Genomic DNA, 17,644 nt, shown 5'->3' on the forward strand with positions numbered 1-17,644 from the left:
CCTGCCGGATTTTTTCGGCAGGGGAATTTTCACTAGGAGAGCACCATGACTATCGATACGATAGCGGCCGCCTCCGCGGCCAGGATAGACAAGAGTTACACCGCGACGGATACGTCGGCGGCGCGCCCGGCAACGCCACGCACGACGACGGAAAACGACGCAGTTGCACCACAACAAGTCAGCAAAGAACCCAGCCGCGAGCAGTTGAACAAGGCGGTATCGGAGCTGAACCAGTCATCGCAAATAAAAACGCAAGGCATTGAATTTTCCATCGACGAGGACAGCCAACGCACAGTGGTCAAGGTCATCGACCAGGAAACCAAAGAAGTGCTGCGCCAGATTCCCACCCGGGAAGCGCTGGAGCTGGCCAAGACGTTCGATTCGGCCAAGGGTTCCCTGATTAGCCAAAGCGCATAAGATGATGGCATTGTCCACGGAAGCGCAGCATCGTGGCAGCACGCATCAGCAGTTTACCGGGGCCAGGTAGCCTGACTACCGGGCCTCGTATTTTATTGCAAATACAGCAATATTCCCTTTTTTCCTCCCGCCTTTTTGTTTCGCCTGAAAACAGCGCGGTAATTCCCCCTCTCAAGTCCTGATTGATTCTGCCGATAACAGCTTATATTAGCGTTTTCCTAGGAGCATTCCGTGGCCATCACCCCTACAATTTCATCCGTTGGCATCGCCGCCGGCGCCAGCGGCCTGGACGTGAACGCCATCATCGACAAGCTGATGGCGGCCGAAGCCGTGCCACTGAATACCTTTGACAAGAAAACAGCGTCCTACCAGGCCAAGCTCAGCGCGCTGGGAACGCTCAGCGGTTCCGTCAGCAGTTTTCAGAGTTCGCTGTCGGCACTGACCAACTCGAATAACTTCCGCGCCGTCAGCGCCACGCCATCGGACCCGCTGGTGTTGTCGGCCAGCGCTGGCGCCAAGGCAGTGGCCGGCAGCTACAACATTAATGTTTCCCAGCTGGCCCAGGCGCAGACACTGACGTCCGGCGGCATGGCCAGCAAACTGTCGACCATCGGCAGCGGCGCCAAGACCACGGTGTCCTTCCAGCTTGGCGCACTCGCCGGCGGCACATTTGGTGTAACAGGCACGGCACTGGGCGGCAGCACCCTGCTCACGGGCGTCAGCAACGGCTCGCTGATTATCAATGGCACGGCCATCCCGACCGATGCCAGCACCAAGAGCGCGCGTGCGCTGGCCGACGCCATCAACGCCAAGAGCAGTACCACGGGCGTGACGGCCACTGCCCAGCCGACGGCCAGCAGCGCCAGCATGTTCACCGGTTTCGGCAACATTGCCACCGGCGCGGATGGCACGTATTCACTGTCGGTTGGCGGCATCGAGATCGTTACGCAAGGCAACGGCGTTGCCGCAGGCAGCGGCATCACGGCCGCCTCGCTCGATACGACACTGGCGGGCCCGAATGCCGTCTCAAACGCGCTGGCCGCCGCGAATATCACCGTCACAGGCACGGCAGCCGGCGGCAATCTGCAATTTACGCGCGCCGATGGTTCCAATATCAATATCGAGGAAGTGGTCACGGGCAGCACCATGGGCGGCATCGGCCATGCCTCCAATGCCGCCAACAACGGTTCGAACGTGACGATTGCCAGTTCGATCACCCTGGCTTCGGGCAATGCCAGCCCCATCACCATCGCCGGCAGCAATCCAGCGGCAGCCGGACTGACGGCAGGTTCGGGCGGCGCCTATATGAATACGGGCTTCACGCAGGATGGCACGCAAGCCACTGGTTCGGTGGTGATCGACTCCACCAACAACACCTTGCAGGGCATACGCGACGCCATCAACAACGCCAGTCTTGGCGTGACCGCCAGCATCGTTTCCGATGGCAGCGACAAGCCGTATCACCTGGTGCTCAGCTCGACAAAGACGGGCGCCAATTCAGCCATGAAGATCACACTCAGCGGCAGTGATGGCCAGCCCGCCGACAGCGCCTTGAGCGGTTTGCTGGCCTACGATGTGGCTGGCGCACAAAACTTGAAACAGAACAGCGCGGCCCAGAACACCATGTTCAGCGTCAACGGCATCGCCATCACCAGCAGTTCGAACAGCGTCGATACGGCGATCGAAGGCGTCACCTTGGGCATTACCAAAATAGGCACGTCCAGCCTGTCGGTGGCCAAAGATACAACAACGGTCAAAACCAGCATCACCGCCTTCGTCAAGGCCTACAACGATCTGAACACCGCGATCGGCAAAATGACGGCGTATAACCCCGATACCAAGACCGGCGGGGTTCTGCTCGGCGACTCCACCGTGCAATCGATCCAGACCCAGTTGCGTCGGCAGCTGGGCGTGCCGATTACAGGCCTGGGCAGCAGCATGAACACCTTGAGCCAGGTGGGTATCTCCTTTCAGAAGGATGGCAACCTGACTCTGGATACAAGCAAACTCGACAAGGCGATCAGCGCGAACTTCAGCGACATCGCCGGTCTGTTCTCGGCCATCGGCAAGGCCAGCGACAGCAACGTCGCGTTTACCAGCTCGACCGCGGCCACCAAGCCCGGGACCTATGACCTGACCATCACCACGATGGCCAGCCAGGGTTCGCTCACATCGGATGCTGCCATACCGGCCAGCACCACGATTGCCAGCGATACCACCTGGAATGTCACCGTGAACGATACGGAACCCTCGGCCGCGAAGAACACGGCCAAGGTGACGATACCGGCTGGCACTTATACCCCCACGCAACTGGCATCACTGGTGCAGTCATCAATCAACGGCATCAAAGCTTTCTCGGACAATGGCACCACGGTTTCCGCCGCGATCGATGGCACCGGCAAACTGGTCCTTTCCTCAAGTCGCTATGGTTCCGTCTCCAACCTCGCCGTGAGCAGCGACACCGGGACTGGCATTGGAACCCTGTTTGGCGCAGCCAAACCCGTCAAAGGCAGCGACGTGGCCGGTACGCTGGGCGGGCAACCGGTCGTCGGCTCGGGCCAGACCCTGACGGGCGCCCCGGGCTCGCCAGCCGAAGGCTTGAAAATTGAAGTCACCGGAGGCGTCATCGGCTCGCGCGGCACGGTCAGCTTTTCGCAAGGGTATGCCTACCAATTGAACAACCTGGCGACTTCCTTCCTGGGCACGGATGGCATGATCACCGGACGCACGAACGGCATCAATGAAACCCTGAAGTCAGTGGCGGCGCAGCGCGACAAATTCAGCGCAAAATTGACCGAAATCGAAGCACGCTACCGCGCCCAATACACGCGCCTCGACGTTACGCTAAGCAAATTGCAGTCCACGCAAACTTATTTGACCCAGCAGTTGGCTTCCATCGCCGCCAACCGTTAAGCGCTATCATCAGGAGAAATATATGTTTGGAACCCAACAACGCGGCGTCAACGCCTATGCCAAGGTCGGCCTGGAAACGGGCATCGGCTCGGCCTCGCCGCACAAGCTGATCGTCATGCTGTACGACGGCGCCCTGGTGGCCGTGCTCAGCGCGCAGATGCACATGAATTCAGGCAACATCCCGGAAAAGGGCAAATCCATCTCGAAAGCCATCCAGATCATCGACAATGGCTTGCGCGCCAGCCTGGACAAGGAAGTGGGCGGCCAGATCGCCGAAGGCCTCGACGCCCTGTATGAATACATGAGCGCGCGTCTGCTGGCGGCCAACATCCGCAACGATCTTGGCATGCTGGAAGAAGTACAGCGCCTGCTGACCGACCTGCGCGAAACCTGGAACGCCATCGGCGCCACGCCGGCCGCCATTCCCGGCGCCGATTTGAAACGTATGCCCAGCCTTGCGAGCGCCTGATCCATGATGACCCACCAAGAAGTCCTGACCACCTACGAAGCCATGCAGACCCTGACGGGCCGGATGGTGACCGCCGCCACCAACGCCGACTGGGACGAGCTCGAAGCGCTGGAACAGCGCATCAGCGCGCATGTGGCCGCGCTGAAGGCGAATGAAGAAAAAGTCGTGCTGGAAAGCGCCGGCCGCCAGCGCAAAGTCGCCCTGATCAAGCAGATCCTGGAAGACGACCGCAAGATCCGCGACCTGACCATGCCGTGGATGGCGCAATTGTCCAAGCTGATCAACAGCACGGGCACCGAGCGGCGCCTGGCCAACGCCTACGGCGTCTAAACGCCCACGGGGCAAGGCGAGCTATCATGTTGCCGAAGATGGATGCGATCGGCATGACGCCCCTGACCCCGGTCAAGCCCACGCGGGCTGCCGATGCCGTCGCCGACCCGCGCCAGGCCGAGTTCCAGCGCTCGCTGCAGGGACTGATCGGCAAATCCATGCAGGGACAAGTGCTGGCCCGCATGGGCGACGGCAGCTTTCTCGTGCGCGTGGCCGGCACGCCGGCCCGTATGCAGCTGCCCGCGGGCGCCCAGGCGGGCACGGAAATCCCGCTGACCTTGATTGGCATCAATCCCCGCCCTTCTTTTCAAATCGGCAATAACCGCGACCAGCCCGCCAGCGCCCTGCTGACATATGCGGACGCGGAAGCCGAGCCCGAGGCTGCCGACCTGCGCGGCCCCCAGGCCGGCGCCGCCCAGGCCGGCACGCGCGCCAGCAGCACGGCGGCCACCCTGCTCAGCCGTGCACCGCTGACGCCAGCCAATCTGCTGCCCGCCCTGGCCGGCGACACGCCGGCGCCGGAGCTGAGCACGACCGCGCGCGCCATCAGCACAGTGCTCAGCCAGGCGGAAAGCGTGCCCGGCGCGCCCCTGTCCCTGGTCGGCAAGACGCCGCTGATGGCCTTGCCAAGCGCCGCCCCGGCCCAGGTGGCCCAGAAACTGCAGGATGCCGTCGGCAGCAGCGGCCTGTTCTATGAATCGCATGTGGCCGAATGGGCCGAGGGCAAGCGGCCGCTGGCCTCGCTGTTGCTGGAACCGCAAATGCAGAAGGCGGCTCAGGGCGAGACGGCCAGGACGGGCACCGACCTGGCATCGGCGCAACTGATCAATTTGCAGCTGCATACGCACGAACAGGCGCGCGTGCAATGGCAGGGCGAAGCCTGGCCCGGGCAGAAGATGCAGTGGGATATCAGCCGCGATGCGCCGGAAGGACAGCAGCACGAGAGCCGTGACGCCGACGAGGAAGCGACGGCCTGGCGCAGCAATGTGCGCTTCCAGTTCCCCCTGCTGGGCGACTTGGCCGCGCACGTGGTGTTGCAGGGCGGCAGCGTGGCCATCCAGCTGCAAGCGGGCAGCGAAGGCAGCGCCGATACCTTGCGCCAGCATGCGGCGCGGCTGGAAGCGTCGCTGGCCGCGGCCGGATGGCCATTGTCATCCTTGACGATCGCCGGCAAGCCGCAGGCGGCTGGAGAAGACGATGCTTGACGACACCAAGCGCAAGGTGCCGCAGACAGCCGTTGCCCTCGCTTACCAGAGCGGCACGCCGGCGCCCAAGGTGGTGGCCAAGGGCAGCGGCCTGATCGCGGACCAGATCATCAGCACGGCGCGCGAACACGGCGTCTTCGTGCATGAGTCGAAGGAATTGGTGGCGCTGCTGATGGATGTCGACCTGGACCGCCAGATTCCGCCCGGCCTGTATCGGGCGATTGCGGAACTGCTGGCCTGGTTATATCATATTGAATCTGCGAATGGCGGGCCGATTCCGCCGCCGCCCGACACCAGCGTCAACCTCACCGATACATAGACAGGCATCAATGCAAGCACATATTATGGATTCCGGCCTCGAAAACTGGCACGATTTTGAAGTGGAATCGCGGCGGGAAATCATTGCCTTGCTGCGCGGCATCAGCGAAAAGAACCAGCTGATCCGCATGCTGATCCACGGTGAGTCCGATGTGTGCGTCACGTCCATCCTGGAAGTCGATGCCGACCACAACACCGTCATCCTCGACCGTTCCGTGAACGCCGACCAGAACCGGCGCATGGTGGCCGCCACCGGCATTTCGTTTGAAACCTCGCTCGACAAGATCCGTATCCTGTTTGCCAGCGCCCTGGTGGAAGAGTGCAACCATGGCGGCACGCCCGCCCTGAAAATTGCCATTCCTGAAACACTGATCCGCCTGCAGCGGCGCGAGTATTACCGCATGACGACGCCCGTGAGCAATCCCGTGCGCGTCTCGATTCCCCTGCCGCCCTCGCTGGGCGGCGCCGACACCCTGTTTCCGCTGGCCGACATCAGCTGCGGCGGCATCGCCATCCTCGACAATAAACTGATGCTGGGCGAAACCATCGGCAGGGACTATCCCGGTTGCCGCATCGACCTGCCCGATGTCGGCATCGTCACCGCGACTTTGCAAATTCGCAATTCGCTGGACATGACCCTGCTGAACAACAAACTGAACCGCCGCCTCGGCTGCCAGTTCGTCGACCTGCCGCGCAGCATGCTGGCGCACGTGCAGCGCTATATCACGCGCCTTGAACGAGAACGCAATGCGCGCATGGCGGGGCTGGGTTAATTCAATCCAGAGTCAAAGCTTAACGTTTCGCAAAAGCGTAGCGAGCGGCGATGATTTGCGGCCGAGACGCGCAGCTGTGCTATAGCACAGCGAGCATCGCAGGCCGCAAAGCGCGCCGCGCAGTAGCTTTGGCGATACGTTAAACTTGCATATTCATGATCTCATGATATGCAGCAACTAATTTATTCCTTACCTGCACCGTCGCCTGGAATTCGATGCTCGACTTTTGCATCGATACCATCACGTCCGACAGGCTGACCTTTTCGTCACCCATGGTAAAGCGCTGCCCCAGCGCCGACGAAGCCTGTTGCGCGCCGCTCACGGAGTCCAGCGCGCTCTTGAAGGCATCGGCAAAATTCACCTTCGCCGCCGGCATCTCGGTCTGGATCGCCGGTATTTTCGCCTCCGGCCGCGTGGCCGCCGACTTCAGTTGCGCGATCATCGCCTCGATCCTGCTGCTATCGATACCGCCTGTTTTCACTTCGCCTCCCGATTCTGGTGTGCTTCATAACTGTTCCATGCCTGTTGCACCCAGAGAACAAAACCCTGGCTTGCAAGGCAACGACGGGTACAATAACTTCCGTCACATGTTGCCAGGGTTCCACAATACCAGCGCCAACGCCAGCCGCTCGGCCGAGCAGGCGGCAAAAGCGCCTTCTATTTGGACGATTGAAGCGCGTGACAGTGGCGGATAATTCTGCATATCGCCCCCTCCTCCAGTGGAAGCGGCCCCCACTCACTACCCAACATACGCGCCCCGGAAGGCAATCATGGCTGTAGCCGAAGAAATCGATGTGAACCGCATACCACCGGAACCGGCGCCTGGCCGCTCGCCCGTGGAGTCCGTGCAAGCTTTCGCCAAGACGCCGATGGGCAAGAATTTCCTGCGCGGCCTGGGCGTGGCGGCACTGGTTGCCATCGGCGTTGCCCTGTACATGTGGAACCAGCCGCCCGAGTACAAGGTCCTGTTTTCCAACTACACGGACCGCGACGGCGGCGCCATCACCGCTTCGCTGGACCAGCTGGGCATCAAGCACAAGTTTTCCGAAGGCGGCGGCGCCATTCTCGTGCCGTCCGAGCAAGTCCATGACGCGCGCCTGAAACTGGCCGCGCAAGGCTTGCCGAAGGGCGGCAACGTGGGCTTCGAGCTGATGGAAAACCAGAAGCTCGGTGTCTCGCAATTCCTCGAACAGGTCAATTTCCAGCGCGCACTCGAAGGCGAACTGGCGAAATCGATCGAATCCGTGTCTGCCGTCGATACGGCGCGTGTCCACCTGGCGCTGCCCAAACCGTCCGTCTTCGTGCGCGAACAGCAAAAACCGACGGCTTCCGTGCTGCTGAACCTGCACCCGGGGCGCGGCCTGGACCAGCTGCAGGTGAGCGCCATCGTGCACCTGGTGGCGTCGAGCGTGCCGGAATTGCTGCCAATCAATGTCACCGTGGTCGACCAGGCCGGCACCCTGCTGTCGAACCAGGAAAAGGACAAGGACCGCGCCAACGGCATCAAGAGCCTGGACCCGAACCAGCTGAAATACGTGCAGCAATTGCAGCAAAGCGTGATCAAGCAGGTCGAATCGATCCTGCTGCCCATCGTCGGCGAAGGCAATGTGCGCGCCGAAGCGACGGCCGACGTCGATTTCTCGCAAAGCGAGCAGGCGGCCGAAACCTACAAGCCGAATTCGCCGCCGGAAGCGTCCACCATCCGCAGCCAGCAAACGAGCGAGTCGACGGGCGCCGGCAATGCCAACCCGTCCGGCGTGCCGGGCGCGCTGTCGAACCAGCCGCCAGGCGTGGCGACGGCGCCATTGACGGCCGAGGCGCCGGGCGCCCCGGGCGGCGCGCCGACGGCGCCGACCCAGAAGGAATCGACGACCAATTATGAAGTCGACAAGACCGTGCGCTACGAACAGAAATCCATGGGCGGCCTGCGCCGCCTGTCGGTGGCCGTCGTCGTCAACTACCGCCGCAGCTTCGACAAGGATGGCAAGGTCACGGTCAAGCCGATTTCCCCTGCCGAAATGGTCCAGATCAACAATCTGGTCAAGGAAGCGATGGGCTACAACAAGGAGCGCGGCGACAGCTTCAGCGTGGCCAACTCGCCGTTCGACGGCATCGACCGCGCGCCGGAAGGCAAGCTCGAGTGGTGGCGCGACCCGGCCAACTTGCCGCTGGCCAAGGAACTGGCGAAATTCCTCATCACGGCCCTGATCCTGCTGTACATCTTCATCAAGATCGTGCGCCCGATGCTGCGCCCCGTGATGCGCAAGATCGACGATTTCGGCGCTCCGCCGCCCGTCATCGAGCCGGAACTGGCCAAGGAGGGCGAAGAAAACGAAGTCCTGCTCAGCGAAGCGGAGCTGGAAGAACTGGAAGAAGATACGGCGCGCGGTTATCGCGAAAACCTGGCCATGGCCAGAAAACTGGCGCAGGAAGACCCGCGCGTGGTGGCCAACGTAATCAAAGCATGGATAGGCAATAATGACTGAGACAACGGGACTGCAAAAAGCATCGATCCTGATGCTGGCACTGGGCGAGAGCGAAGCGGCCGAGGTCATGAAATTCCTCGGCCCGCGCGAAGTGCTGAAACTGGGCGCCGCCATGGCCACCATGAAGGGCATCGCGCACGAGCAGGTGGTCGAGGTGCTCGGCGACTTCCGCGCGCAGACGGAACTCAATTCCACCGTCGGCCTCGATTCGGACGAATATATCCGGCAAGTGCTGACCAAGGCGCTGGGCGACGACAAGGCGTCCGTGCTGCTGTCGCGCATCCTGGGCGGCAAGGATGCCTCCGGCATCGAATCGCTGAAATGGATGGACTCGCAATCCGTGTCCGAGCTGATCCGCAACGAACACCCGCAGATCATCGCCACCATCCTCGTCCACCTGGAACGCGACCAGGCCTGCGAAATCCTCGGCCACTTCACGGACCGCCTGCGCAACGACGTGGTCTTGCGCATCGCCACCCTGGACGGCGTGCAGCCGGCCGCCTTGCGCGAACTCAACGACGTGCTGACGAAACTGCTGTCGGGTAACGAAAACATCAAGAAATCGTCGCTGGGCGGCGTGCGCGCGGCAGCCGAAATCCTGAACTTCATGAGCGGCGAGCAGGAAGGCTCCGTCATGGACAATATCAAGAACTACGACAACGACATGGCGCAAAAGATCATGGACGAAATGTTCGTGTTCGACAACGTGATCGATATCGACGACCGCGGCATCCAGCTGCTGTTGCGCGAAGTGCAGTCGGAAATGCTGATCATCGCCCTCAAGGGCGCCTCGCAGGAACTGCGCGACAAGATCTTCAAGAACATGTCGCAGCGCGCCGGCGAGATGATGCGCGAAGACCTCGAATCGAAAGGCCCCGTGCGCCTGTCGGAAGTGGAATCGCAGCAGAAACAGATCCTGCAGATCGTGCGCCGCCTGGCGGACGAGGGACAGATTGTCTTAGGCGGAAAAGGCGAGGATTCGTTTGTCTAATTTGATTCCCAAAGAGCAGCAAACCGCGTACCAGCGCTGGGAAATGACCTCGTTTGGCGACGAGCGCCCCAGCGTGGTGGCGGCGCGCAAGCTGCTCGAACCGGATCCCGAACCGGAATTCGATCCATTTGCCGAGCTGCACGAGGAAGAGCCGGCCCCGCCGCTCGAATACCCGACGCAGGAAGAACTCGACGCCATCCGCGAGGAAGCGCGCGCCACGGCCTTCGAGGAAGGCCGCGCTGCCGGCTATGCGGAAGGCCACGCGGCCGGGCATGCCGACGGCCATGCCGAATCGTATGCACAAGGCAAGGCTGCCTCGGCCGTGGAACTGGCGCACCTGCAAACCATCGCCGTCGACTTCGGCACGGCCGTGCACCAGGCCGACGAACTGATCGCCAACGACGTGATGGAACTGGCCCTGCAGCTGGCCAAGGGCATGCTCAAGACCGCCTTGCCCGTGCGCCCCGAACTGATGCTGCCGATGGTGCGCGAAGCCATCGAATACTTGCCTGTGCTGCAACAACCGGCCTTGCTGATGCTCAATCCGGAAGACGCGCAAGTAGTACGCGACGGTATCGGCGATGAACTCGACAAAGGTGGCTGGCGCGTCATCGAAGATCCGTCCGTGGAACGCGGCGGTTGCAAGATCGACACGGCCAGCAATCAGATCGACGCGCAGGCATCCACCCGCTGGCAGCGCCTGACGCATGCGCTGGGCAAAGACCTGGACTGGCTGGCGCCGTGAGCGAGCCCGTCAAAGGCCCCACTGCCCATGCGGCGCGCTGGCGCGCCTACCTGAGCGATTGTTCGGCCGTGGTCGGCTTTGTCGAACCGATGCAAATTTCAGGCCGCGTCACGCGCGTGGCCGGCCTGGTGATGGAAGCGGTGGGCCTGCGCCTGGCCGTCGGCGCCGCCTGTACCGTGCCGCTGCCCAATGGCGGCCGGGTCGAGGCGGAAGTGGTGGGTTTTGAAGGCGACCGCCTGTTTTTGATGCCGCAAAGCGACGTCGAGGGCATCGTGCCCGGCACGCGCGTGTTTTCCGTCGAGCCGGCCATCCCCCGCCCCGGCAGCGTGGCGCACCCGCGCCGCCGCCCCAGCGACCGCGCGCGCCACCTGCCCGTGGGGCCGCAACTGCTGGGCCGCGTGCTCGACGGCGCGGGCCGTCCGCTTGACCAGCTGGGCCCGCTGCACACGACCGACAGCGCCCCCATCAACGTACGCCCCGCCAATCCCCTGGGCCGCGCGCCCATCGTCGATACGCTCGACGTGGGCGTGCGCTCGATCAACGCGATGCTGACCGTGGGCCGCGGCCAGCGCATGGGCCTGTTCGCCGGTTCCGGCGTCGGCAAGAGCGTGCTGCTGGGCATGATGGCCCGCTACACGGAAGCGGACGTGATCGTCGTCGGCCTGATCGGCGAACGGGGCCGCGAAGTGAAGGAATTCATCGAGCAAATCCTCGGCCCCGAAGGCCTGGCCCGTTCCGTCGTCGTCGCCGCACCGGCCGACACGCCGCCGCTGATGCGCCTGCAAGGGGCCGCGTATGCGACGGCGATTGCCGAACATTTCCGCGATCAGGGGCAAAATGTGCTGTTGATCATGGATTCGCTGACCCGCTACGCCATGGCGCAGCGCGAAATCGCCCTGGCCATCGGCGAGCCGCCCGCCACCAAGGGCTATCCGCCATCCGTCTTCGCCAAGCTGCCCGTGCTGGTGGAACGGGCCGGCAATGGCGAGGAAGGCGGCGGCTCGATCACGGCCTTCTACACCGTGCTGACCGAGGGCGACGACCAGCAGGACCCGATCGCCGACTCGGCGCGCGCCATTCTGGACGGGCATATCGTGCTCAACCGCCGCCTGGCCGAAGCGGGCCATTATCCGGCCATCGACATCGAGCAATCGATTTCGCGTGCCGCCCACTCGATCACCACGCACGAGCACCAGCAGCAGGCGCGCAAGCTGAAACAGCTGTATTCGCGCTACGAGCGCAGCCGCGACCTGATCAGCGTGGGCGCCTACAGCGCCGGCACCGACCCCGTGCTGGACCAGGCCATCGCCCTGCATGAAAAGATCGAGGCGTTTTTGCAACAGCAAATCACGGAGCGGGTCAGCATGGATGAGAGCTTGGGGCAACTTACCGCTCTATTCGACTGATTAGGACTTGCATAGCGGGAATATAATCAGCCATGGCTTCTCCTTCCCAACTTGCTACCCTGATCGACCTTGCCCAGCGCGAAACGGACGATTGCGCCAAGCGCCTGGGCGCGGCCCTGAAAGCGCTCGACGATTGCCGCCAGAAGCTCGACATGCTGTCCGGCTACCGCGACGACTATGCCAAGCGCTTCGAGGCGAGCATGAGCAACGGCATCACGCCCATGGCTTACCGCAACTTCCAGGCCTTCATGGTCAAGCTCGACAGCGCCATCCTGGGCCAGCAGCAAGTGGTCGAGCATGCGCAGACGCGCAGCGAGAATGAAAAGATGCGCTGGCAGCTGGCCGAACGCAAGCGCATGTCGTACACCACTCTGAACAACCGGGCGCAGGAACAGGCGCTGAAGCTGGAAAACAAGCGCGACCAGAAAGCAATGGATGAGCACGCGGCGAGACAAGCCTATTACAAACGCTAAGCAACACTGAGGCAGCATCATGCAAACCCAGCCAACACCGATTTCCCAGATCATCTCGCCAAACGCCACGCCCGGTGCCGCCAACCGCAGCCAGCCCTCCACCAGCGGCGCGGCGGGCGACTTCCAGCGCACCCTGAACCGCCAGATCGAGCAACGCCAGGCCAGCCGTAATATGGCGCAAGCACCAGCGCCGGCGCCGGCACGCCCCGCCAGTCCTGCGGCCGCGCCAGCACCCGCGACGCCGGCGCCCGCCAATGAAACGAAGCCGGCGCAAGCGGGCACCGAACAGGCGGCCAGCAGCGAGCAGCCGCCCGCACCAGCTACCGAGGCGGCGCCCCCCGCCAACGGCGACAATGACAGCGCCACGGCAGAGGCCAGCGTGCCCGCCGTTCCCGCGACGACAGTCACGCCGCCAGCCGATCCGGCCGCCGAGATGCTGGCCCTCGTGGGCAGCATCCAGCTGGCCATCCAACCGCCGGCGGCAGCCGCCAAGGCCGTGCCGGAACTGCCGGCGCGCGCCAGCGTCAAGGCCGACGGCAAGGGCCTGGCAACCGGGCCGTTACTGGCAGCCGGCCAGGGCAGCGGCAAGGCAGCCGCCACCGTCATCGCGCAAGCGGACAGCGGCGACTTTGCCGACAGCCTGGGCCAGGCCCAGGGCAAGGCGGCCGCCACACCAGGCGCCAGCGTGCCGGCAGGCAAGGCCGAGCCGGGCAAGCTGGCCGTCGACGCCCAGTTGGCGGCCACCGCCAAGGCGGGCGCCGCCGTAGCCGAACCGATCCTCAAGGAAACGCCTGCCGACCTGAGCCGCCTTGCGGCCCAGTTGCAGCCGAGCGCGCTGCAGCAGGCCGCGGCCGCCGTGGCCGTGCCGGCCGACAAGCTGACGGGCCGGGTCGGCTCGCCGGCCTGGGACCAGCAACTGGGGCAGAAAGTCGTGTGGATGGCGGCCGGCGGCGACCAGAGCGCCACCCTGACCCTGAATCCGCCCGATCTGGGGCCCGTGCAGGTGGTCCTGACGGTCACCAATGACCAGGCCGATGCCGCCTTCATGTCGGCCCAGCCGGAAGTACGCCAGGCGCTGGAAGCGGCCATGCCGCGCCTGCGCGAAATGATGAGCGAAGCGGGCATCGCCTTCGGCAGCGCCACCGTCTCGGCCGGCACGCCGGAACAGCAAAACAACGGCGAGCGCGCCGCCTCGGGCGAACGCCGTGGCAATGGTCAGGGTGGCGGCACCTCCGGCGGCGAGATCGCCATCGCGCCGGCAGCCGGCGGCCGCAGCCGACCCAGCCTGAGTGCCGTCGATACCTTTGCCTGACGACAATTCGTCGTCCGCAGGCCACAGGCGCGCGCCGCGGCATAACTTTTCGTATAAAAACAGCGAGTTGAGGGCGCTTCCGCCCTCTTTTCACTGCATCCTTCTGCGCAGAATTTGCCGATAATGACATAATGGCGTCGTGATCCACTTCCATGCACCCGAGTACCATTGAAAGCAAATCCAAAAATGAAAGCAGATCCGAAAGCAGATGCAGGCCTGGCCCCCGCCGGCGCCTCGAAAAAGAAGCTTCTGATCATCGTGCTGGCCTCGGTGCTGGTGGCCGGCGGCATCGGCGGCGGTGCCGCCTGGTACTTCTTGCATGGCAAGGCCGATAAAGAAGAAGCGGCGCCGAGCAAGAAAAAACACGCCGCTTCCAAGGCAGGTCCGCCCGTTTTCGTCCCCGTCGATGCCTTCACCGTCAACTTGCAGCCGGAAAATGGCGAGCAATATCTGCAGATCGCGTTTACCCTGCAGGTGGGCAGTCCGGAAGAAATGGATAGCATCAAGCTGAACATGCCGAAAGTGCGCAGCCGCTTGTTGCTGCTGCTGTCCGGCAAGAAGGCGTCCGAACTCAATACCGTGGAAGGCAAGCAGCAGCTGGCGGCCGAAATCATCAATCAGGTGAACCAGCCGTTCGAGGACAAAGGGCCGGAGCAGGACGTGACGGACGTATTATTTACCGCATTCATCATTCAATAAGCAGCCATGGCCGATAATTTCCTCTCCCAGGAAGAAGTCGATGCCCTTCTGAAGGGCGTCAACGGAGACCAGGACGACGCGCAGACGCCGGAAGATGTCACGGGAGTTCGTACCTACAACCTGGCAACCCAGGAGCGCATCGTGCGCGGCCGGATGCCGACGTTGGAAATTATCAACGAGCGTTTCGCCCGGCTGCTGCGCGTGGGCCTGTTCAACTTCCTGCGCCGCAGCGCCGAGGTGTCGGTCGGCTCCGTGCGCGTCTCGAAGTACAGCGAGTTCATCCGTAATCTGGTGGTGCCGACCAATCTGAACCTGGTGCACATGAAGCCGCTGCGCGGCACGGCCCTGATGGTCTTCGATCCGGGCCTCGTGTTCCTGCTGGTCGACAATCTGTTCGGCGGCGACGGACGCTTCCATACCCGCGTCGAAGGGCGCGACTTTACGCAGACGGAGCAGCGCATCATCCTGCGCATCCTCGATATCGTCTTCGAGGCCTATACCAAGTCGTGGGAGCCGGTCTTCCCCGTCGAATTCGAATATATCCGTTCAGAAATGAACACGCAGTTCGCCAACATCGCCACGCCGAACGAGGTGGTGGTGGCGTCCACGTTTACGGTGGAACTGGGTTCCGTTTCCGGACAAATCCACTTCTGCATGCCGTATTCGATGATCGAGCCGATCCGCGATTCGCTGACCTCGAGCCTGCAGGGCGAGGCGCTGGAAGTGGACAAGCGCTGGATCCGCCTGATGACGCAGCAGATCCAGATCGCCGAGGTCGAGCTGGTGGCCTCGCTGGGCACGGCGCGCGTGTCGTTCGACGAGATTTTGAACATGAAGGTGGGCGACATCATCCCCCTGAATATTCCCGAACTGATCGCCGCCACCGTCGACGGCGTGCCCGTGATGGATTGCACGTATGGCGTGTTGAACGGACAATATGCGCTGAAAGTCGAAAAGTTGCTGGCGAATGCCGACAATATGAATAACCATTAAGAAATACCCGGATCGCGCTGCGGTCCGTATCCGTACAACAGGAGAAACACATGTCTGACAACCAAGACGACCAAAGCGCGGAAGACGATTGGGGCGCGGCCATTGCCGAGCAGGCCAAGGCGGAAGCCGAAGCGCTGCAGAACCAGGCCGCCACTACGGCCAGCGCGGCGAGCGCCGCCGTGTTCAAGGACTTTTCCAAGCAGGCATCGAAGTCGGAAACGCACAACGATATCGATTTCATCCTCGATATTCCCGTGCAGCTGACGGTCGAACTGGGCCGCACCAAGATCGCCATCAAGAACCTGCTGCAACTGGCGCAGGGTTCCGTGGTCGAGCTCGACGGCCTGGCCGGCGAACCGATGGACGTGCTGGTCAACGGCTGCCTGATCGCCCAGGGCGAAGTGGTGGTGGTCAATGACAAGTTCGGCATCCGCCTGACCGACATCATCACGCCTTCCGAACGTATCCGAAAATTGAATAAATGAAGCCTGGCCTGTTGATTTCCACCGTGCTGCCGCTCCTGGCGGCATGCAGCATTGCCCACGCGGAACCGGCAGCCGCGTCGGCGCCGGCGGCCAGCGCCGCCAGCGCTTCCGTCGCGGCAGCAAGCGAGACACCGCCCGTTGCCGCAGCAACGGTGCCGGCCACCTCGCCTGCCGCCGCCCTGCCCGCCATGCCGGCGGGTGCGCCCATGACGATGGCGCCGACAAGCTCGGCCGGCAGCCTGCTGCAAACCATCTTCGCGCTCGTATTCGTGCTGGCCCTGCTGATCGGCCTGGCCTGGTTCATGAAACGCTATGGCCCCAAGGTCATGGGCGGCAACAACAAGATGCGCGTCGTCAGCTCGCTCAACCTGGGCGGACGCGAACGCATCGTCCTCGTTGAAGTGGCCGACCAGTGGATCGTCGTCGGCGCCTCGCCCGGCAGGATCAACGCGCTGGCCACCATGCCGCGCCAGGAAGGCGAGTTGCCGCAACTGGCGACGGCGCAAAACGGCCCTGCGGCCGCCAATTTTTCCGAGTGGCTGAAACAGACCATCGAAAAACGCAATGGGAAATAAGCAGCAGATGGCGTGGTCCACCTTGAAGACTCCCCTGACCTGGCTGCTGGCGGCCGCCGCCCTGGCCTTGCCGCTGTGGGCGCTGGCCGAACCGGGCATCCCGGCCTTCAACAGCACGCCGGCGCCGGGCGGCGGCCAGAATTACTCGCTGCCGGTGCAGACGCTCATCCTGATGACGTCGCTCACCTTCCTGCCGGCGGCCCTCTTGATGATGACCTGCTTTACGCGCATCATCATCGTGCTGTCCCTGCTGCGCCAAGCCATCGGCACGCAATCGGCGCCACCGAACCAGGTGCTGGTGGGGCTGGCCCTGTTTTTGACCCTGTTCGTCATGGGCCCCGTGTTCGACAAGATCTACACGGATGCGTATCAACCGTATCAGGAAAACAAGATCAGCATGCAGCAGGCGATGGACAAGGGCGTCGATCCCCTGAAAACCTTCATGCTCAAGCAGACGCGCCAGGCCGACCTGGCCCTGTTCGCCAAGATGTCGCGCTCGGCGGCCCTGCAAGGTCCGGAAGACGTGCCGCTGCGCATCCTCGTGCCCGCCTTCGTCACCAGCGAACTGAAGACGGCGTTCCAGATCGGCTTTGCCATCTTCATCCCGTTTCTGATCATCGACATGGTGGTCGCCAGCGTGCTGATGTCGATGGGCATGATGATGATGTCGCCGGCGACGATCTCGCTGCCGTTCAAGCTGATGCTGTTCGTGCTGGTCGACGGCTGGCAGTTGCTGCTGGGCTCGCTGTCCCAGAGTTTTTACTAGGGGAAGTACGATGACACCCGAAAGCGTCATGACCCTGGGCCGCCATGCGATGGAAATCACCCTGATGGTGGCCGCGCCCATGCTGCTCGTCGCCCTCATCATCGGCTTGATCGTCAGTATTTTCCAGGCGGCCACGCAGATCAACGAGGCGACCCTGTCCTTCATTCCCAAGCTGGTCGGCATCTTCGTCGCCATCGTCGTGGCCGGCCCGTGGATGCTGTCCGTCATGCTCGACTACATGCGCCAGGTGTTCACGGGCATCCCGAACCTGGTCGGCTAGTGCAGCGA

Annotated in this window: 20 protein-coding genes; 19 read left to right on the top strand and 1 reads right to left on the bottom strand. The window is 63.0% G+C overall.

Annotated elements, in window-relative coordinates; translation table 11 throughout:
* The first annotated feature begins 45 nt into the window (after window positions 1-45).
* The 7 genes from JAB4_RS23520 to JAB4_RS23550 all read left to right on the top strand — a co-directional run bounded on the left by JAB4_RS23520 (window position 46) and on the right by JAB4_RS23550 (window position 6,425).
* The gene (locus tag JAB4_RS23520) at window positions 46-417 is read left to right on the top strand and encodes a flagellar protein FlaG (RefSeq protein WP_070222374.1); all 372 of its coding nucleotides are present in this window, start codon (window positions 46-48) and stop codon (window positions 415-417) included.
* 231 nt (window positions 418-648) lie between these two features.
* Complete coding sequence (gene fliD, locus JAB4_RS23525; protein WP_227742019.1) at window positions 649-3,330, top strand: flagellar filament capping protein FliD; 2,682 nt, start codon at window positions 649-651, stop codon at window positions 3,328-3,330.
* A 22-nt stretch (window positions 3,331-3,352) separates the two neighbouring features.
* Entirely contained in the window at window positions 3,353-3,799 is a 447-nt protein-coding gene (fliS, locus tag JAB4_RS23530; protein ID WP_070222372.1) for a flagellar export chaperone FliS, read from the top strand.
* Between the two features lie 3 nt (window positions 3,800-3,802).
* Window positions 3,803-4,129: a flagellar protein FliT gene (locus tag JAB4_RS23535; RefSeq protein ID WP_070222370.1), complete on the top strand. Its 327-nt coding sequence runs from the start codon at window positions 3,803-3,805 to the stop codon at window positions 4,127-4,129.
* A 26-nt stretch (window positions 4,130-4,155) separates the two neighbouring features.
* Window positions 4,156-5,334, top strand: coding sequence for a flagellar hook-length control protein FliK (locus JAB4_RS23540; protein WP_070222369.1), 1,179 nt, complete (start codon window positions 4,156-4,158; stop codon window positions 5,332-5,334).
* Complete coding sequence (locus JAB4_RS23545) at window positions 5,327-5,653, top strand: EscU/YscU/HrcU family type III secretion system export apparatus switch protein (protein WP_035821344.1); 327 nt, start codon at window positions 5,327-5,329, stop codon at window positions 5,651-5,653. Before JAB4_RS23540 ends, JAB4_RS23545 begins: the two co-directional genes overlap by 8 nt.
* A 25-nt stretch (window positions 5,654-5,678) precedes the next feature.
* Window positions 5,679-6,425: a flagellar brake protein gene (locus JAB4_RS23550; RefSeq protein ID WP_083287058.1), complete on the top strand. Its 747-nt coding sequence runs from the start codon at window positions 5,679-5,681 to the stop codon at window positions 6,423-6,425.
* Window positions 6,426-6,564: 139 nt separating this feature from the next.
* Here JAB4_RS23550 and fliE read toward each other — a convergent pair whose 3' ends face one another.
* Entirely contained in the window at window positions 6,565-6,867 is a 303-nt protein-coding gene (gene fliE / locus JAB4_RS23555) for a flagellar hook-basal body complex protein FliE (RefSeq protein WP_230502628.1), read from the bottom strand.
* Between the two features lie 328 nt (window positions 6,868-7,195).
* Between fliE and fliF the strand changes: the two genes are divergently transcribed.
* The 12 genes from fliF to fliQ all read left to right on the top strand — a co-directional run bounded on the left by fliF (window position 7,196) and on the right by fliQ (window position 17,636).
* Window positions 7,196-8,911 carry a flagellar basal-body MS-ring/collar protein FliF gene (gene fliF, locus JAB4_RS23560; protein WP_070222363.1) on the top strand — a complete coding sequence of 572 codons (1,716 nt, stop codon included), beginning with the start codon at window positions 7,196-7,198 and terminating at the stop codon, window positions 8,909-8,911.
* A complete protein-coding gene (gene fliG, locus JAB4_RS23565; RefSeq protein WP_034754023.1) occupies window positions 8,904-9,902 on the top strand; it encodes a flagellar motor switch protein FliG in 999 nt (332 codons plus the stop codon). Before fliF ends, fliG begins: the two co-directional genes overlap by 8 nt.
* A gap of 43 nt (window positions 9,903-9,945) precedes the next feature.
* Window positions 9,946-10,647 carry a flagellar assembly protein FliH gene (locus JAB4_RS23570; protein ID WP_070222451.1) on the top strand — a complete coding sequence of 234 codons (702 nt, stop codon included), beginning with the start codon at window positions 9,946-9,948 and terminating at the stop codon, window positions 10,645-10,647.
* Between the two features lie 89 nt (window positions 10,648-10,736).
* Window positions 10,737-12,053 carry a flagellar protein export ATPase FliI gene (gene fliI, locus JAB4_RS23575; RefSeq protein ID WP_227742184.1) on the top strand — a complete coding sequence of 439 codons (1,317 nt, stop codon included), beginning with the start codon at window positions 10,737-10,739 and terminating at the stop codon, window positions 12,051-12,053.
* A gap of 32 nt (window positions 12,054-12,085) precedes the next feature.
* Entirely contained in the window at window positions 12,086-12,526 is a 441-nt protein-coding gene (fliJ, locus tag JAB4_RS23580; protein WP_070220122.1) for a flagellar export protein FliJ, read from the top strand.
* Window positions 12,527-12,545: 19 nt separating this feature from the next.
* On the top strand, window positions 12,546-13,838 hold the full coding sequence (locus JAB4_RS23585; protein ID WP_070220124.1) for a flagellar hook-length control protein FliK: 1,293 nt from the start codon (window positions 12,546-12,548) through the stop codon (window positions 13,836-13,838).
* A gap of 186 nt (window positions 13,839-14,024) precedes the next feature.
* Window positions 14,025-14,537: a flagellar basal body-associated protein FliL gene (fliL, locus tag JAB4_RS23590; RefSeq protein ID WP_070220126.1), complete on the top strand. Its 513-nt coding sequence runs from the start codon at window positions 14,025-14,027 to the stop codon at window positions 14,535-14,537.
* Between the two features lie 6 nt (window positions 14,538-14,543).
* Window positions 14,544-15,530 carry a flagellar motor switch protein FliM gene (fliM, locus tag JAB4_RS23595; RefSeq protein ID WP_070220128.1) on the top strand — a complete coding sequence of 329 codons (987 nt, stop codon included), beginning with the start codon at window positions 14,544-14,546 and terminating at the stop codon, window positions 15,528-15,530.
* A gap of 50 nt (window positions 15,531-15,580) precedes the next feature.
* Complete coding sequence (gene fliN, locus JAB4_RS23600) at window positions 15,581-16,015, top strand: flagellar motor switch protein FliN (protein ID WP_070220130.1); 435 nt, start codon at window positions 15,581-15,583, stop codon at window positions 16,013-16,015.
* Window positions 16,012-16,590, top strand: a complete 579-nt coding sequence (gene fliO / locus JAB4_RS23605) for a flagellar biosynthetic protein FliO (protein ID WP_070220132.1) — start codon at window positions 16,012-16,014, stop codon at window positions 16,588-16,590. Before fliN ends, fliO begins: the two co-directional genes overlap by 4 nt.
* Entirely contained in the window at window positions 16,580-17,356 is a 777-nt protein-coding gene (gene fliP, locus JAB4_RS23610) for a flagellar type III secretion system pore protein FliP (RefSeq protein WP_070220134.1), read from the top strand. The genes fliO and fliP overlap by 11 nt, the downstream gene beginning before the upstream one ends.
* A 10-nt stretch (window positions 17,357-17,366) precedes the next feature.
* Window positions 17,367-17,636: a flagellar biosynthesis protein FliQ gene (gene fliQ, locus JAB4_RS23615; RefSeq protein WP_034754044.1), complete on the top strand. Its 270-nt coding sequence runs from the start codon at window positions 17,367-17,369 to the stop codon at window positions 17,634-17,636.
* Window positions 17,637-17,644 lie beyond the last annotated feature (8 nt).

Source organism: Janthinobacterium sp. HH102 (assembly GCF_001758625.2).
In the GTDB taxonomy this organism is placed as follows: Bacteria; Pseudomonadota; Gammaproteobacteria; order Burkholderiales; family Burkholderiaceae_D; genus Janthinobacterium.

Excerpts from the sequence above, each read along its gene's own strand:
- JAB4_RS23585 (WP_070220124.1), top strand. The coding sequence starts at position 12,546 with ATGCAAACCCAGCCAACACCGATTTCCCAGATCATCTCGCCAAACGCC.
- JAB4_RS23545 (WP_035821344.1), top strand. The coding sequence starts at position 5,327 with ATGCTTGACGACACCAAGCGCAAGGTGCCGCAGACAGCCGTTGCCCTC.
- fliM (WP_070220128.1), top strand. The coding sequence starts at position 14,544 with ATGGCCGATAATTTCCTCTCCCAGGAAGAAGTCGATGCCCTTCTGAAG.
- JAB4_RS23550 (WP_083287058.1), top strand. The coding sequence starts at position 5,679 with ATGGATTCCGGCCTCGAAAACTGGCACGATTTTGAAGTGGAATCGCGG.
- fliP (WP_070220134.1), top strand. The coding sequence starts at position 16,580 with ATGGGAAATAAGCAGCAGATGGCGTGGTCCACCTTGAAGACTCCCCTG.
- fliO (WP_070220132.1), top strand. The coding sequence starts at position 16,012 with ATGAAGCCTGGCCTGTTGATTTCCACCGTGCTGCCGCTCCTGGCGGCA.
- JAB4_RS23540 (WP_070222369.1), top strand. The coding sequence starts at position 4,156 with ATGTTGCCGAAGATGGATGCGATCGGCATGACGCCCCTGACCCCGGTC.
- fliJ (WP_070220122.1), top strand. The coding sequence starts at position 12,086 with ATGGCTTCTCCTTCCCAACTTGCTACCCTGATCGACCTTGCCCAGCGC.
- fliE (WP_230502628.1), bottom strand. The coding sequence starts at position 6,867 with ATGATCGCGCAACTGAAGTCGGCGGCCACGCGGCCGGAGGCGAAAATA.
- fliG (WP_034754023.1), top strand. The coding sequence starts at position 8,904 with ATGACTGAGACAACGGGACTGCAAAAAGCATCGATCCTGATGCTGGCA.
- JAB4_RS23520 (WP_070222374.1), top strand. The coding sequence starts at position 46 with ATGACTATCGATACGATAGCGGCCGCCTCCGCGGCCAGGATAGACAAG.
- fliI (WP_227742184.1), top strand. The coding sequence starts at position 10,737 with ATGCAAATTTCAGGCCGCGTCACGCGCGTGGCCGGCCTGGTGATGGAA.
- JAB4_RS23535 (WP_070222370.1), top strand. The coding sequence starts at position 3,803 with ATGATGACCCACCAAGAAGTCCTGACCACCTACGAAGCCATGCAGACC.
- fliN (WP_070220130.1), top strand. The coding sequence starts at position 15,581 with ATGTCTGACAACCAAGACGACCAAAGCGCGGAAGACGATTGGGGCGCG.
- fliS (WP_070222372.1), top strand. The coding sequence starts at position 3,353 with ATGTTTGGAACCCAACAACGCGGCGTCAACGCCTATGCCAAGGTCGGC.
- fliQ (WP_034754044.1), top strand. The coding sequence starts at position 17,367 with ATGACACCCGAAAGCGTCATGACCCTGGGCCGCCATGCGATGGAAATC.
- fliF (WP_070222363.1), top strand. The coding sequence starts at position 7,196 with ATGGCTGTAGCCGAAGAAATCGATGTGAACCGCATACCACCGGAACCG.
- fliL (WP_070220126.1), top strand. The coding sequence starts at position 14,025 with ATGAAAGCAGATCCGAAAGCAGATGCAGGCCTGGCCCCCGCCGGCGCC.
- JAB4_RS23570 (WP_070222451.1), top strand. The coding sequence starts at position 9,946 with ATGACCTCGTTTGGCGACGAGCGCCCCAGCGTGGTGGCGGCGCGCAAG.